The 16,703-nt window shown below is 48.4% G+C and carries 11 protein-coding genes; 4 read left to right on the top strand and 7 right to left on the bottom strand.

Annotated features, from left to right (window positions below; genetic code table 11):
• Positions 1-11: 11 nt before the first annotated feature.
• Both F0L74_RS21900 and F0L74_RS21905 read right to left on the bottom strand, forming a co-directional pair.
• A complete protein-coding gene (locus F0L74_RS21900; RefSeq protein ID WP_149840050.1) occupies positions 12-782 on the bottom strand; it encodes a hypothetical protein in 771 nt (256 codons plus the stop codon).
• Entirely contained in the window at positions 775-1,623 is an 849-nt protein-coding gene (locus F0L74_RS21905) for an ABC transporter ATP-binding protein (protein ID WP_149840051.1), read from the bottom strand. Before F0L74_RS21905 ends, F0L74_RS21900 begins: the two co-directional genes overlap by 8 nt.
• 115 nt (positions 1,624-1,738) lie before the next feature.
• Here F0L74_RS21905 and F0L74_RS33355 point away from each other — a divergent pair, with 115 nt between their 5' ends.
• Positions 1,739-1,888 (top strand): hypothetical protein, encoded by a 150-nt coding sequence (locus tag F0L74_RS33355; protein ID WP_188316106.1) that lies wholly within the window; start codon positions 1,739-1,741, stop codon positions 1,886-1,888.
• 3 nt (positions 1,889-1,891) lie between these two features.
• On the opposite strand, the gene F0L74_RS21910 is transcribed toward F0L74_RS33355, so the two are convergent.
• The gene (locus F0L74_RS21910; RefSeq protein ID WP_149840052.1) at positions 1,892-2,458 is read right to left on the bottom strand and encodes a hypothetical protein; all 567 of its coding nucleotides are present in this window, start codon (positions 2,456-2,458) and stop codon (positions 1,892-1,894) included.
• Between the two features lie 116 nt (positions 2,459-2,574).
• On the opposite strand from F0L74_RS21910, the gene F0L74_RS21915 reads away from it, so the two are divergent.
• Positions 2,575-4,398: a glycoside hydrolase family 2 protein gene (locus F0L74_RS21915; protein ID WP_149840053.1), complete on the top strand. Its 1,824-nt coding sequence runs from the start codon at positions 2,575-2,577 to the stop codon at positions 4,396-4,398.
• A gap of 396 nt (positions 4,399-4,794) precedes the next feature.
• Positions 4,795-5,733 carry a FimB/Mfa2 family fimbrial subunit gene (locus F0L74_RS21920; protein ID WP_149840054.1) on the top strand — a complete coding sequence of 313 codons (939 nt, stop codon included), beginning with the start codon at positions 4,795-4,797 and terminating at the stop codon, positions 5,731-5,733.
• Positions 5,734-5,967: 234 nt separating this feature from the next.
• Here the strand turns inward: F0L74_RS21920 and F0L74_RS21925 are convergent, their stop codons facing one another.
• Together F0L74_RS21925 and F0L74_RS21930 are read right to left on the bottom strand one after the other, a co-directional pair.
• Positions 5,968-7,449, bottom strand: coding sequence for a hypothetical protein (locus tag F0L74_RS21925; RefSeq protein WP_149840055.1), 1,482 nt, complete (start codon positions 7,447-7,449; stop codon positions 5,968-5,970).
• 294 nt (positions 7,450-7,743) lie between these two features.
• Positions 7,744-8,688 (bottom strand): tetratricopeptide repeat protein, encoded by a 945-nt coding sequence (locus tag F0L74_RS21930; protein WP_149840056.1) that lies wholly within the window; start codon positions 8,686-8,688, stop codon positions 7,744-7,746.
• A gap of 446 nt (positions 8,689-9,134) precedes the next feature.
• Between F0L74_RS21930 and F0L74_RS21935 the strand changes: the two genes are divergently transcribed.
• Positions 9,135-10,703 (top strand): DEAD/DEAH box helicase, encoded by a 1,569-nt coding sequence (locus tag F0L74_RS21935; protein ID WP_213087050.1) that lies wholly within the window; start codon positions 9,135-9,137, stop codon positions 10,701-10,703.
• A gap of 268 nt (positions 10,704-10,971) precedes the next feature.
• Here the strand turns inward: F0L74_RS21935 and F0L74_RS21940 are convergent, their stop codons facing one another.
• Together F0L74_RS21940 and F0L74_RS21945 are read right to left on the bottom strand one after the other, a co-directional pair.
• Complete coding sequence (locus tag F0L74_RS21940) at positions 10,972-11,211, bottom strand: hypothetical protein (RefSeq protein ID WP_149840057.1); 240 nt, start codon at positions 11,209-11,211, stop codon at positions 10,972-10,974.
• Positions 11,212-11,216: 5 nt separating this feature from the next.
• Entirely contained in the window at positions 11,217-16,691 is a 5,475-nt protein-coding gene (locus F0L74_RS21945) for a DUF6443 domain-containing protein (protein ID WP_149840058.1), read from the bottom strand.
• Positions 16,692-16,703 lie beyond the last annotated feature (12 nt).

The raw sequence follows: 16,703 nt of genomic DNA on the forward strand, positions 1-16,703 counted from the left end.
GATGTTGTTCTTTAAACCTGTTTCTCCCGGAGCCTGCAATAAGCAGCTGTCCAGATCAATACCACTATTAAACACAATACCATCATTACCCAATTGAACTGCACATCTGATAGGGAGACGGAATAATATTCGCCATGCTCTGAAAACTCCAGGTAGCCAAATGGTACCGCCATGAAGACCTGCTGCTTTACCAAAGACCCTAAGAGGAAGGTGTTGCAAAGAATAAGCACCAGCATGCTGATGAAAAAACAAAAGGCCGTCTTAATAAAATGCAGTTTATCAAAAGCAATGGCGCCATATAAGCTGATGGCGTGCAGCAGCGAAAAGATGATAAAAAGGACCAGGAACTTTTCCTGGAAGACATTAAATATCACCATATCAAACCCCGGCCAGCGTCTTATATTAATCAGCGCCAGGAGGACCAGGTAAAACATTACCGTATATACCACAATGAATACCGCATAAGAATACACCCAGCTTACCAGGTATTTTTCGAACGCGGAAGCCGGCAGGGTGAGCGCGGGTATGGCTTTCCTTTTATCGCCCATATCAGAGAAAACGGTGCTGGTGAAAATGCAGCCGGAAACTGGCATCAGCAGCATGAACAAGGAGGTTTGAATGCGTGCGTCCATAGGCTCTTGCATCGTATAAACGATAAAAGCGCCGCCAACTATCATTACGCCGGCCAATACGCTTACTGACATAAGGTAAGTACGGTAATGTTCCGCGCTATGTTTGATGAGCAGGCGCGAGAAACGGGTAAGGCTGAAAAAGTTATTCATGGAACGGAGCGGGATTTAATACGTTTAACAGGTTATTGTTACCGCTGACGGCAGCATTAAAGAGCAGCTCCAGGTCCATTTTACTGACCTTGCCATTGGTGTTACGCAGAATAGCGTGTTTGCCTTTGATCGTTTCTTCTTCGTACAGCACCGGCAATACGGCCGTATCGTCAAAAACGCCAAACACCAGCTTTTCCGTGATCTCGTCTACCGACTGCTCTACCACAATGCGGTGATCATTGAGGATCAGCACTGTATCTATGAGGCTGTCGAGATCGCGTACCTGGTGCGTAGATATGATGATGCAGCGATCTTCGCTGAGCACCGATGCGATGAGTTTGCGGAAGGTTACCTTGGAAGGGATATCGAGGCCGTTGGTAGGCTCGTCCATGATCAGCAAGCCCGTATTGGCAGCCAGGCCAAAAGCGATAATGGTCTTCTTCTGCTGGCCGTATGACATCATACTCATGGGCTGACGCTCATCAATGTCCAGCGTTTGCAGGTAGGTGTAAAAGTCCGCCGCGCTGAACCTGGGATAGAACCCGGCCGTACGTTTGAGGAATTGCGCGGGCGTTAGTACGGGCCCATATACCTCTTCCGCAATAAAATACAGTTCCTGTAATACCGCAAGGGACCTGGAACTGCTGTTTTTGCCATTGATAAGACATTGGCCGGAAACGGGGAAGGCCAGGCCAACAATATTTTTTAACAAGGTAGACTTGCCGGCCCCGTTCCTGCCAAGCAGCCCATAGATATGCCCCGCGCCCAGCGTAAGGTTCAGATCCTTAAACAATGGACGTTTACGGTTATAGCTGAAGTTTAGATCACTGATCTGCACCATTGTAACAGTGTATTAGTTAGGTAGTACACTGCGAATGTAGTAAAAGAAATGAAACCTGCAATGGAATTTTATTTTTGGGGAAGGATATAGTGAGTGTAAGGAGGTATGGGAAGCTATGGGCGTGTGGATTTTTGGAAAGCATCCGGGTACGCAACAGGCGTTACGGCAACTGGTGGCGGAGAACAGGGAGCAGCTGGAGGAGGAGGATAATGCTGATGTGCGCCGGCAGCTGGTGAAGTTGCTGGATGGGTTTACGACGAAGTGAATATTAACGCCGCTCTTCCTCCGTGCGGTGATCTGCATATATAGGATAGTCATATTCATCCCGCTCTCCTGAGAACACGATCTTTTGGTCATCCAGCCAGCCGATGGTATTGTTGATCGCCAGATCCAGCCGGGGAAAAAGCGGCGCGAGCTCCTTTAGCTGTTGCGCGATAGGGGTTCTCTCCCCATGGACGTAATAACCCATCTCCACCCTTAAGCCAAATTGGAGGCCTAAATACTCCAGGAAAAAGTATCCCTTGTAATACATGTCATAAAAGGACATCAACAATTGGGGCAGCGTTTCATCGTGCTGTAATGTCCTTACCAATTTCCGGCGCAGCCGCCAGGTCTCATAGGCTGCCATACCAGTTGCCCTTAGCAGCATTGCATGTAGGTCCCGTCTTGGGAAAGGGGTTGTATAGTTATAAGCTATCAGCTCGAAATAGTCATCCGGAGGCAATATAGTTTCCAGCTCTTTATTGGCATATAACCATGTTTCAAATGCCGGGATGGGCATATCGCCTTCCAATGTTTCGAAGAATACCTGTTGTATATGTGCCGGTAGTTGCATGCTTTGCCTGTCTTTATGCCAAGGGCGGAAATTACAATTCTTTTCCGTATACCGGTTTTCTTCTCAAAATTCCCTATTTTAACCCTCCATCTAACCATCTTAAAACCCGTTTCATAATGCCACGTAAAAAACTCATTACCGTTCTTTATTGTAGCTTATTCCTTATTGGCAGCGCTATCCAGCATTCCTGCGCACAATCATCGCTTAAAACAAAATGGGCAGCCGGCGTTTCCAAAGGGACGCCTTTACCGGAATACCCGCGTCCGCAGCTGCAACGCGCCACCTGGCTTAACCTGAATGGCAGCTGGCAGTATAGCATTTACCCAAAATCCCAGCAGCCGGGGAATTATGCCGGTAATATCCTGGTGCCGTATGCGGTGGAATCTGCGCTTTCCGGTGTACAGAAAACAGTAGGCAAGGATAGCATGCTTTCTTACAAACGCAGCTTTACGCTGCCATCTAATTATAAAAATAAACGGATCCTGCTGCATTTTGGAGCGGTGGACTGGCAAACGACCGTGTTTATTAACGGCCGGCAGGCCGGTACACACGAAGGCGGCTATGATCCGTTCTCTTTTGATATTACTGACCTGTTAAAGAAATCCGGCGCGCAGGAGATCGTGGTGAATGTGTGGGACCCCTCTGACGACGGCCCCCAGCCACGCGGCAAACAAGTGAAAAACCCGCATGGCATCTGGTATACGCCAGTTACCGGCATCTGGCAAACCGTGTGGATAGAACCAGTAGCGCCCACCTATATTACGGCGCTGAAGCCTACGCCGGATATTGACAAACAATCCCTGCAGCTGGCGGTGAGCACTCAAAACCTGCAACCCGGCGATGTTATCAAGGTGAGCGCCACGGATGGCGGACAGGCCGTGGCCAGCGAAACGCTGACTGACAACGGAGCCGTTACGCTGCAGGTCCCGAATGCAAAATTGTGGTCGCCCTCCTCCCCTTTCCTGTATGACCTGACCGTATCCATTGTGCGTAAGGGTAAGGTGATAGATGAAGCAGGCAGTTATTTCGCCATGCGGAAGATCGCTATTGCCCCGGACGAAAAAGGCGTACAGCGCATGATGCTGAATAACCAGTTCGTATTCCAGTTTGGCCCTTTGGACCAGGGCTGGTGGCCGGACGGTCTTTATACCGCGCCCACGGATGAGGCGCTGCGTTTTGATATTGAACAGACCAAGGCCATGGGCTTTAATATGATCCGTAAACATGTAAAGGTAGAACCGGCGCGCTGGTATCATTATGCAGACTCCCTGGGCATGCTGGTATGGCAGGATATGCCCTCCGGCGACCTGGGTAATGGCTGGGAGAACCGGCCCGGCGTAACCGGCCGCGGTACGGATAAGAATCGCGATCAACGGTCTGAAACCATTTACCGTACGGAATGGAAAGCTATTATGGATGCGCTCTATCCTTTTCCCAGCATAGTGGTATGGGTGCCTTTTAACGAAGCCTGGGGCCAGTTTAAAACGGAAGAGATCACCAAATGGACTATGGAGCACGATCCCTCCCGCCTGGTGAACAGCGCCAGCGGCGGGAATTTTTACCAGGTTGGGCATATGATCGACCTGCACAGCTATCCTGACCCGGCGATGCCACGGGCTGACCTGTTTGGCAAACAACAGGCATTGGTGTTAGGCGAGTATGGTGGCCTGGGACTGCCGCTGAATGGCCATACCTGGCGCCAGGAGGATAACTGGGGGTACAGGACGTTTAAGAATGCGGATGAGATGCTGAAGGTGTATAGCGGTTTTTGCGACCGCCTGAAAAAGCTGATCGGAGAAGGGTTGTCTGCGGCGGTGTATACACAGACTACGGATGTGGAGATGGAGGTGAATGGATTGATGACGTATGACCGGGAGGTGATGAAGATGAATGAGGAGGGGTTGAAGGCGGCGAATGAAGCGGTGGTGAATACGAAATGATAACAATTGATTTTAAACGGCACTGCAGGTAATGTTAGTACAGCGTGGGCTGATGGTGACATTACCTGCAGCACCCCAAATATCAGTATTAAATCATCGGACAATAATGATAATTATATTAAAAATTTACTATGTTTGCAACCCTTAGCCAATACTTCTTATGAAGAGAATGTTATGCCTAGAGAAATGATTGGAATGATCCCTATTCAATTATCGTGAGTTAACCGGGTTTCACATGAGAAAATTGTTTATCAGCGATTGCAGCCTGCAAAAAGATGCATGAGTTGTCTTTATTGGTGGGCATCGGTACAGTTCTACTACATCAAATTATCAATTCCCTGTCATAATAATTAATTGGGCATACACCGGTCATTATTAAATATTAAATATCAATCTATGAGAAAATTGTCCCTGGCAGTGTGCGCACTGTCCGTATCCCTTTTTGCCTGTAAAAAAGACGTGGCTCCCGGAACACCTGCCGCCCCCGGCGACGATAAAAAAGTAGCTCTTACTATCCGGACAAATGATTTCCTGCAGCAGGTGGAGGCAATCCCCGGCGCTAACAATAAAACTGCTGGTACAGCGGGAACCGCCGGCGATACTGCACTGGCCACGAAAGTATCCTTTATAAACTACCTGCTGTTTGACGGCGCCGGTAACCTGCTGCACATGAGAAGCCAGCAGGCAGACTGGGATCAGGATTTCGGTACTATTACTGACAGCGCGGCGCCTGGTAACTATACGATAGTTATGACGGCATCCCAGAAACCGGTGGATGAGGGGGCAGTTAGCCAACTGTCAACCTTCATTTTTTATGTACAGTTGGCAGGCATGGGATTCATTGATGCCACGCCTGATATCTTCTACAAAAAAGAAAACATTACTATCACCAACTCCTCTGATCCTGTAGACGTAAACCTGGCTATGGACCGGTTAGTTGGTAACCTCCAAGTGAACATTCTTGATATGCCGCAGCCGGCCGATGGAGATACCACCGCTTCCATACAGATCAGCTCAGAAACGCCCCAGTTCATGGCGTCATCAGGTATAGCCAATTGGGGCACCAGTGGTATTGTTAAGGCAAACGTGAAAAGGGTTGGCCTGAACGCCTTCTCTGCGTATGTGCTGAATACAGTATCCGCTTTTGACGTTACCATCCATTATGTGGATCATACCGGTCAGCCGCAGACTAAGGTCATCAGCAATGTACAGTGTTACAAGAACCGCAGGACCATCCTCAGCGGCTACCTGTTTGGTGGCGCGCCCGCAAACTCCGGCATAAAGGTTACACTCCTCGACTCCTGGAGCGATAATGATAATGAAGTACAGTTTTAATTTCCTGATGCTATTAGAGCCGCCAGGAGACGAGACGCTATTGGCCAGGCGCGTATCTGCCATAAAAGGCCATTGCAATTGCTTAGAAAGGTTACCGCAACTGCATAGAAAGGTTACTCCCTACCACGAAATGCCCCTGCCATAGTAATTAATATTTGACGGAGACAGCGGCCAATGAAAGCTTACCAAACAGGAAATACGGCTTTCTGTTTGGTAAGTTTCAAAAAACAGCCACTATGCCAGCTGTTTCTCCTTTTCCGCAGCCGTTTTATACACCGCATCTGCCACCAGCGCCACTGCCGCCAACAACAGCAGCATCGGAAAATACTGATACCGTAGTGCCGTATCGCCGCTAAATACGCTGCATACAAAATTCACCAGCCAATAGCCGCCAAACAGCCATACCGTCCGCTGGAAGGCGCCATCATGATCGCGCAAACCCGGTAAACACAACAGGCAGCCCAGGAAACAGATATTGCAGATAAGGAACAGGATGGGAAACAATCCCAACACCTTGCCTTGCCCTATAACGGACACGGGTTTCAGCAGATTGCTTTTATATGCGAACCATTCCTGCGCAGGCTCTGCCGCCACATTGGAGCCGCCGTTGTACATGGCATATTTTTCCAGCGGCGGCAGGAAATAACGGCCCGCAGCCGGCCACATAAAATAACGCGCATATGCGCCGGGGTGATGACGGATAAGATAACGGCCGTAGGGGCCAAATACCGTAGCTGCTTTGCCGTAGGCCAGTACCCGGCTATAGTCATTAGTGAGCTTGTAATGCTGATCCCTGTAACGTTTAAGCGGCGCATCCAGCTGTTGCAGGAAATAATGACCTTCTGCAAAAGCAACGGAACCATCAAACCCGGCCGGCAGTTTTGCAAAGTAAGCCTTCGCGGTGCTATCCAGCTCCCGGCTTTCCGCCGGCAAGGCAGCCGTATCTACCCGGATATGCCCATACATATGCAAGGCATTATTGGCCGATTGCCAGCCATTTGCAAAAGCCAGCTGTGGCGCACCGGTCATTTCCCGGGCCGCCTGGCGGGTATAGAGCACATAGGGCAGGATCAGCAACAACGGCAATACAATGCCCGATAATTTTATCCAGGCCTTTTGACGGGACAACAGGAAGGCCATGGCGCTTATCAGCAGATAATAATACGCACGGGTATCCAGCACAAACAATAACAGCAACACGATGGCCACCGCCAATACCTGGCGCCGGTGCGGCGACTGGATGACCCGCACCAGCTGTGCCAACCAGCACAGGCTGAGCCCCGTAAACAAGGCGTCTGCGCTGATATGATTGCCCAGGTAAAGACTAACCGGGTTAAACAGCAGGAACACAAAGAGTATGTTCCGCGCGGTACGTGCCGGTTGGTACAGGTACAGGAAGGTAAAGAAGGCATAGAGCGCCGCCAGCTGCAGGAACATGTACTGGAAGATCACCACAGCTGTATCTGAACTGGTAATGGCATGGAATAAGGCCAGGAACCAGGCATAACCCATGGGTTGTATGCTTACTTCAAGATGGGTACGCGCGGCGAAAATATAGCTATAGGAATCAGAGTAGAAATCCGCGAAGGGATACAATTGTTTAAACACGATGAGCTGTACTATGATCCCGATAAGCGCGATGACCAGGTACCAACGGGCGCCACGGGACAATACATAACGGGGAAAAGAGGACAGACCGTTTTCATGTCTTTTCATACTGGTTAAAAATTGAGGTTAGTGAGCGGATTAAAACTGTTCCGCCTCGACAGGCAGAACTTTATATCCCTCAAAATAACAGACACATCCGGGATAGATCCCGTGTGACCGAAGATCTTTGGGTTATTGTTCCATTGTAAAGGTCTGAAGAATAATTGGGGGGGACGGTAGACTATCAGGTCAATTTGAGGAAAATCAGGTCAATTTGTTGTCTGAATTAGTGATGGGGGGAGGAATGGAGAATTGTCGTGGCGCTGTCACGACAATTTTAGCTGGTCATATGTTTCAGGGCTTTTACCTACAATGCTCCGCTATCAGCTGGTCCACCTCATTTCCATAACGGGCGGTGTAATGCAGACCGGCTGCCCGTTGCAGATCGTCGCAGGCTTTATCCTGTTGTTTCAGCGCCAGGTATACCAATGCGCGGTTCTTATAGGCGTATGAATTATCGGGATAGAGGCTGAGGGAATGTGTGATATCCTTTAAGGCGTCCTGCAGTTTGTTAAGCTTGTATTCGGCATACCCCCGGTTGTTATATGCGAGCGGCTGATCAGGGTCTATTTCCAGCGCATGGTTGAATAGGCGAATGGCTTTTTCGTAGTCTCCCAATGACAGGTAACGGAAGCCCAGGTTGACATTAGCCGGCATATCATCTGGCGAGATATGGATAGCGCGTTCCAGGTACAGGATGGCCTCCTGTTCCCTTCCCAGGTCGTCCAGCACGCCGCCCAGGCTTGACAGGACATCCACATTTGTAGAATCAAAATGGAATCCTTCCATATAATCATCATAAGCGCCCTGGAAATCCCTTTTCATTTTGCGGGCGCTTCCCCGGCTGCAAATAAGTTGGTAACGCATGGTGTCACCATCTACATGAGCTATGGCGAGGTTGTAATCCCTGATCGCCTTGTCCGGCATTTGCATGTCCATGTAGAGGCCAGCTCTATGGGCATAAAATATACTTCTCTTTGGAGACATTTTGATAGCGGTGTTAAAATCCTCCAGCGCACTGTCTGCCTGTTTTTTTTCCTGCTGCAACAGGCCTCTCAGATCATAGAATTCCGGAACATCCTTATGTTTTTTCAGGAGCTGACCGGCGATGGATTGGACAGAATCCAGTTGCTTTGCCGCCAATAGGTCCAGCGAATGGTCAAAAAGGGCGTTGTCGGCATCAGACACCCGGGGATTTGTGCAAAACGGCAACGCCAGTAGTATTAACAGACGGGAAAAGACTTTCATACAGGGATAAGGATATGCGCAATGTTACAATTTTAACTGATGTGATCAAAATGGGTACATATCCTGACCGATCCCTGGGGCACTGATCCGGCCGTATGGTCATTGGATATCAACACCCTGGAGGCGGTTATGGTACGCCGTTTCACCGATTATGCTGATAAACCGTATACGGATGCCGTTATCTGGTAAATAAACCCCATATATCCTCTCCTTTCCTCCCTAATAGCTAAATTTGGCTAAAAACCAAATTTCCGGTATCTTCACGGGATTACTTAGATCGTTATTTGTGCAGATTGACAATACTGACAGATAACCATTAACAACTAACACTGGAGAGTGATTCCCTGTTAGTAAGGCAAACCGGCTTACGCCAGCCGCAAAGGGCTGAGAGCCACATGGCTAACCACTAACAACACCAACCACTACCCAACTAACAACTGAACAACTTGTATTTTCACGAATTTGGCTTTGACGACGATCTGCTGGAAGGTATTTATGCCATGGGCTATGAAACAGCCACCCCAGTACAGGAACAGGTGATACCGCCCATTATTGATGGCCGGGATATTATCGCCTCCGCGCAGACAGGCACCGGTAAAACAGCCGCTTTCCTCCTCCCGGTACTCCATAACCTGCTTACGCTTCCCCGCGACGAACATAGTATTAATGCCCTGGTAGTCGTGCCTACGCGCGAACTGGCCATCCAGATCGCACAGACGCTGGAAGGGATCAGCTATTTCACTAATCTCAGCTCTATTGCCGTATATGGTGGTACGGGCGGCGAATCCTTCGCTATGGAAAAGAAGGCGCTGTCCAAAGGTGTGGACATTGTGATCTGCACCCCCGGGCGCATGATCGCCCACCTGAACATGGGCTATGTGAACCTGAAGAAGCTGAAATACCTGGTGCTGGATGAAGCAGACCGCATGCTGGACATGGGTTTTTTTGACGATATCATCAAGATCATCTCCTTCCTGCCCAAGGAAAGACAGAACCTGATGTTCTCCGCCACCATGCCGCCCAAGATAAAACAGCTGGCACTGAAGATACTGGTAGACCCGGTGAACGTATCCATTGCGCTGGGCAAGGCGCCGGAGAAGATAGCCCAGGAAGTCTTTATTGTACACGAACAACAGAAGATACCGCTGATCAAACAAGTGCTTTCGCACAAACAGTTTGACAGCACCATCATCTTCTGCTCCAGCAAGCATAATGTGAAAGAGCTGTATGCGGAATTGAAGCGCGCGAACTTCTCTATAGAGCTTATCCACTCCGATCTGGAGCAGGAGAAACGCGAACAGGCCCTATTAGACTTTAAGAACAAGAAGCTTAAGATGCTGGTAGCTACCGACATCCTGAGCCGCGGTATAGATATCGAGGATATTGATCTGGTGATCAATTACGACGTGCCCAAGGATGCGGAGGATTATATTCACCGTATTGGGCGTACTGCCCGCGCGGCGTCTGAAGGTACTGCCTATACGTTTGTGAGCGGTAAAGAAATGGGCCGTTTTGCTCGTATAGAAAGAACGTTGGGCCGCCCGGTACCGCGGGGTGTGATCCCTGAAGACCTGGGCCCCGCACCTGTTGAACGGCCCCGCGGTGAAGGCGGTGGCGGCAGAAGGCAGGATGGCGGCAGACGATCTGACGGGGGCCGGAAGGGCGGCGGTAAAGGCGGTAACAGGAATGGCAGGTCTAATGGTAATGGTAATGGCGGAAGAAGACCGGAGGGTGAAGGAAGGCCACGCCAGGATGGACAACGCCGTGAAGGCAGACCGGAAGGCGAAGGAAGGCCACCGAGGCAGGATGGACAGCAAAGGGAAGGCAGACCGGAAGGCGAAGGAAGGCCGGAGGGCGAAGGAAGGCCACCGAGGCAGGATGGACAGCAAAGGGAAGGCGGCGGTCATCGCAAGCCGCGTAATGGTAAGCGGAAGCCCCCGCAGGAGCGTAATGCTTCTGGTAATGGAGAGGCCGGCAGGGCTGCCAGTGAAGAGCAGCAAGCAGGAAATCATTGATGAATGGGCGGCAGGTGCAGATCTGCCGCTTTATATTTGTGAGAGCGGGAAGATTTGTGAGGGGGGTGAAGCAGGCCGGCTGTCAATGAGTTGTTAATAAGCGAGTGAAGGGATCGAGGGGATGTAAGGCGAAAGAATGGGCCACATCTCCACGAGACTGGCCCATTATATTTCTACAGTTTATCGTTATTTCCTGGTAAACAATGATGTAGTAGTTACGACAGTTTGTCTGCCCTACTTAAACAGCAACTAAATCAGCACAAGCGTGTTAGCCTATATATTCATTCAGAACGTTTATTAAAGCAGCCCGCAAATCCTCCCCATCACTCCTAATTATCTCTCTTCCCTTGTTTGGAAATGATATAAATACTGTATATTGATTCCTAGTTCTCTCTCCATCAAATTTAATTGCTGCAACATCTCCATTTGCTTTAACCAAATCGAAACATTCGATCAGCTTTTCAATAGTAATGTCTTTTTGCGCTAGTATATTCTTAATTTCTTCCATACTTTTTATTTTACTAAGATACTTGCAATTTGTGACACATCTGTAATATTCCCCTCCGCCACCTGAGTCGCAACATTTAGCATATCAAGCTCACCAATTGTTGACAATCCATGCTGTTTTGCGAATAATTTGAAAGCAAAAACAGCCGTTCTCTTATTCCCATTTTCAAACATGTGACCATGAGAGATAGACCTGAAAATAGCGGCCCCCTGTTCTGCGGGAGTTTCATAATACATTGCTGTATGAATTGCGGTTGAAAGATCTCCGTTGTAAAATCTTCCTGCTCCTTCAGTAGTTTTGTTAAAGGAAATTACCTCAGTAGCAAATTCCGTAGCATCAAAACTGGCCTCAGCCCCTAGTCTCCCCATAAACGTTACACCTAAATATGTTGCGCCCTGGAGTACCTTATATGTAGCAAACTCCCATGATGCTGCTTCAAGCGTTGATTTTACTACTAAAAAGCTCTGCCCTTCCGCCGTTTCAAAAGTCTTTCTGATCCTCTCCTTCTCCAGGTACCGCCACCTGTACATATCCTGGCAGCCCACGCAGGGATCCTGCGCTGATATTGTAGGTGTTTTCTGGATATCTGCCGAAATATCGGTTAGTGGCGGTGGCGCCTGCGTTTCCAGTGGTTTAAGATCCGGTGGGCGTAAGTTGTCGCGCCCAGATTGGCTCGTAGGGCTTTTTTGAGGATTTATCTTTGCAAGCTCCCTCGACAAATCATTTTTGTCTAAATCAAGAAAACCTTGTGTAACGAAATGCAAATTCAACAATTCACCACCACTATTGACTACTTCTCCCGGGAGACGCTGCCCAACGTATTCATAGGGTTTTGAGGTGTATGTGAAAGCTATTTCTTCCTCTGTATTACCTCCAAACAGCCTTTTAAAGAACCTTGTAAACCAGTTGCCACCATCGCCAGGATCATTTCCCAACGGGTCGGTAAATCCAACAGGATTATTAAAATTACTATTATAGGGGGAGATACCTGCATATTTTCCGGCTGCCGGATCTACTTGCCACCACCTGCCGGTCTGCGGATCCAGATTGCGGTACATGGCGTCATATACTTCCAGATCAAAATCACCGATCTTCTCTATGCCATTATACAGGTAATCATTCTGCAAACGGTTTAAGGCCATACTACTTAGACCCCTGATCTGCAGGCCAAATGGATAATAGGAGTCTTCCTGCAACAGATGTCCGGTAGTATGTTTCACTACCAGGTCATCGAAATAAACATCTGTTGGGCTCTCATTGCTGACATATACATACAGATATCCGTTTTTATTGATATTCATGCTGGCAGCCAGGGGCGCCACAGCATCCGGCTGACTTACCCTTACTACCCCACCGTTCACCATTTTGAAATTATCATCAAACAGCACGTAGTTAAGATAAGCCTTGGGGACTGTTGATGGAGGATTACCGTCCTGTGTGTTATCAACATAGGTGTTAAAGTCCTCCTTATTTAAGATCAGGCCGTTTGAATTGCTCTGTAATATGTTATTTTTTCCGTTTGGAATAACGCTGGCAGGCCCTAACAATAAATTTATCAGCTGGCCAACGATCAGGTCTGCCGGTTGATCCGGGGTATTGTTACTGGCAGCATTTACCGGATAGTAAGACATAACGCCCATTTCCACCTGGTCACCAGCCATCACTTTCAGCACTTTGGCTGTCCCAATCTTCCTGTCGGCATCATTGCCATTGAGGCGGATAAACTTACGGTTAGTGGTGCCATTGTAATCGTAAAATTTATTGCCAACGGGTATGGGGTCCACATTTTTTGGGAAGGTAAACATTTCACGTTCAGGTGCAATTGGCTGCGGTTGCGGATTGTCTTCATGTGTAGCCTTATAGTAAACAATGTTGCTTTCTTCCGTGATAACAGTTCTTGTATTGCCCAGATGATCTGAAATAAAATAGTCATATACGAGGGCGCCATTACTATTCCGCCTTACCCTTCCTTCTGGCTGGGGGAATAACATTAGCACGTCGTCTTTATATACAAACCCGTTGATATAGGTGTATGTGATCGTGTTGGTACCATCTTTCACAATCTTCTGCAACTTCTTACCGGTGGCATCGTATACGAAGGTTATGTTCTTATTGGGATCACTATCTATACTGATCTTCTCCGGTTTATCCAGCAGGTAACTATACGTTACCGTAATTCCTTTATTTTTATCCTTTATCAGGTTGCCGTTTACGTCATAACTGTAATCATCTGTTCCAGTACGGCCGCTATAGTTCTTAAAGTCGCCCTGCTGCTTATTCCCCTGTAAATCTGTTACGCCATCTAGCCGGTTACTCCATTCTCCGTTCTCGTAGTTATATGTCATATCGTCTATGCCAGACTTCACATTTCCCAGCAGCATGCCATCCTGTTTCATCTGCTTGATATTGCCATTTTCGTCATACGATGGTATGCTCACCTTGTAATCCACGAGATCGTTTGTCCAGGCACTTCCGCTATTTTGTGTATAATCTGCTTTGGTAAGGCGGCCTATGTTATCAAAATCATATCCATAGGCATGGTATTCATCTGGATTACCTTTTCTTCTCCAGGTCACGCCGGATGTATTACCGTCCAGACGCGGCATGGCAAAACCATTGTCATAGAACAGTTCCATACCAAAATAGTGGGAGGTATTCTTATCCCTTGCATATTCTGAATTGATCCCCTTTAGCTGTCCCTGGAGGTCATAATCATAGTTCAGGGTTTCCAGCGCGCCTAATTTTCTGGTCTTTATCCGCCCAGCCTCATCGTAGGTGAATTCAGACACGACTTTGGTCTGTGGTGTGGAGCCATTGTACAGTGTGTGATACACCTTCGAAAGCCATCCTGAGGCTGTATATTCGTAACGCAGCTGTACAGGGGTTTCAGGGTTGGCAGTACTCCTGGGGTTTTTGTGCATCAAATAAGAAGAAAGCACTTTCCCGGAGAAGTTATACTGGGTGGTCATAATATCAGTTCCACCGCTTATATTCTCACTTTGCGCCTGTATGGCCCTACCCTGATCATCATAAAATACAGTCTGGGACAGCCATTGATCTTTCCCAACGACCTTCACCTTTACACCGGTCACCTGCCCTGTGGGGTTACTGGCAGGCGTAACCGGCATTGGATACAGGTTGCTACCCGCGTTGACATTAAAGGCGGTATTGAATTTTTTAGCGCCGGGCCAATCATAGTTGTCATAATAACTTATCACCAACGGCTCAAAACCCGTAATAGATGGGAGGGGGTTATTAGCGATGATCGTCTCCACTGTTCCGGTAGCGGATGGATTTACCTGTGCATCGAACGTTCCGTTTGTACCACTATCAAAACCCGGGAGAAAACTAACACTGTTCGTTGCCTGATAGGTTGTACTTGCCGGCGTATTTTCATCAACGAATAAGTCAATAGGCGGTGGATTGGTATAGCTTATACTGGCGGAAGGCTGCTCTGTATTCATAAGCGCCTGCAGGCTTTCCCTGGTGGCGCTGACATTTTTGTATAACGCCGCCATAATACGGCGATCCTGGCCATCATACAGGCAGAGCATCCACTCTCCCAGCCCTCTGCCACGCAGTACAGGATCCTGTGTAAATACCAGCCGGTCCCGCACGTCGTACACCATATATACCGGCCCTGCCTGACCGGGTGTTTCCGCGATAATTATCCGGCCCTTTTCGTCATACACATATTTAGACCCCAACTCTTTCAGCACGTTGGAAGCGGCCGTTGATGCGGCAAAGTTCCAGACATTGGAAGTAGTGCAATATTTGATTGCCAATGGAGGAAGCACATAACGGAGATTTCCTATTACATCATATACAAAATAAGTCCGGAGCCCATCTCCTTCCCTATCGGCGTTCAGCTGCGCAGATTTCATCACAACTCTTCCGTCTTTATCGGAGAATTCATATATCCTGGCGCCCTGCGCGTCTGACGTTACGTTAACCTTCAGTGTTCCCGTCTGATAGACGCCACTGCTAGCGGGCATGTCTGTAACATTATCCCCTATTGACCATATACGTACGTTGTCATAGTCATAGTTCATCCTTATGGTTTGCCGTTGCCCTGCGCCATTACCAGCATAGCTTCTCCCGGGTATAGCAGTCTTCGCTGTCCTACTGATCGGAGAAGGTTCCAATTCATCTACGGCATAATAATAATCCTCCTGACCGCCGGTTAAGGTATTGAAGAACAACGGCTGCTGTGTAGCGGCATCGGTACGGAGCTTACCTGCGTTATTTGCATCTGTAGGGGCTATGTACGGCAGATAGGACAACGTCTTCCGGCCAAACTGGTCGTACGTGCCAACGGCTGCAATATCCTTACCTGAAATATTTGCTTTGTACTGGATACGTTGCACCGGCCGGCCGAGCCCATCCAGGTAGGTAGTGCTTTTCTCAAAATCCTGCACGGGGGTAAGATTTGCTATTTGTGCGGGATCTGTTATACCAGGCTTACATATAACCGTACTGGATACTGTATTGAGATCATCTGATGTTATACTGCCATAGGCAGGAATTGTAAATTTGGGCGCAGTAGCCGTTATGGTACTGACGGCGGGCTTATTAAGCACTTCATTTTTTGTCAGAACCTGCAGGGTATTGGACGCGCCTGTTTCCGTACCGGAAGTTACTTTTCTCCTGTAATAGGTTGTTTTGCTGACTGTGCCTGGCTGATAAGCTGCAGCCGTAGCCCCGCTGATAGCGCTCCAGGATATCTCGTCTGCAGATGATTCCCATTGATAGCTGTAGGCGCCTGTGCCGCCGCTGGCAGCGGTTACAGATAACAATTGTGAAGGGGAAGTATTGGATGTAATGATCTGTGAAGGAGAGATCCGGCCTGATTGTAAACCGGCAACGTCTCCCATGGTAATTACATTGGAGTAGGCGAACAACGGACCATTTGCATCTATTGCTTTTCTTCTCAGATATATTTTACCTTTTAAAAAGTTACTACCACCGCCATTTATTGTGGTGGCGCCTGCCACCTCGGACCAGTTGGTTCCATCAAAAGATTCCTCCCATTGGTATTGATAAGTACCACTTCCTCCGGTTGGAGTTACCGTATTAACCACCGTACTATAAGGGAAGTACTCATTCTGCTTATATTGCGTTGTGACAGCAATGGAGCCGCCGGCTACAGCCGGGTAGACATGTACCGTCCAACATTTTAGCACCTGCACACCGTTTTGCGTATAGGTAACCCGGACTTCACTCGAATATCCGGCGCTGGTCCATTTTACGCCCGTATATCTACCATCGGGCCGCTGGTCAACAAGCACTCCATTTCCACTAACCACGCTCCAGAAGGCGTTCGTATAGGAACCTACAGAATAAATATCAAATCCGGTAGTTAATCCAACATAAGCAGCTGCGGGATATACCTCACACTGGGCAAACAACCTGGCGGTAGTAATTAGCTGAAGCAGGAACACCAGCGATCCTATCAACAGGGTACGATAAATATTTCTCATATAATTGATCTC

This window comes from Chitinophaga agrisoli (assembly GCF_008386695.1).
Lineage (GTDB): Bacteria > Bacteroidota > Bacteroidia > Chitinophagales > Chitinophagaceae > Chitinophaga > Chitinophaga agrisoli.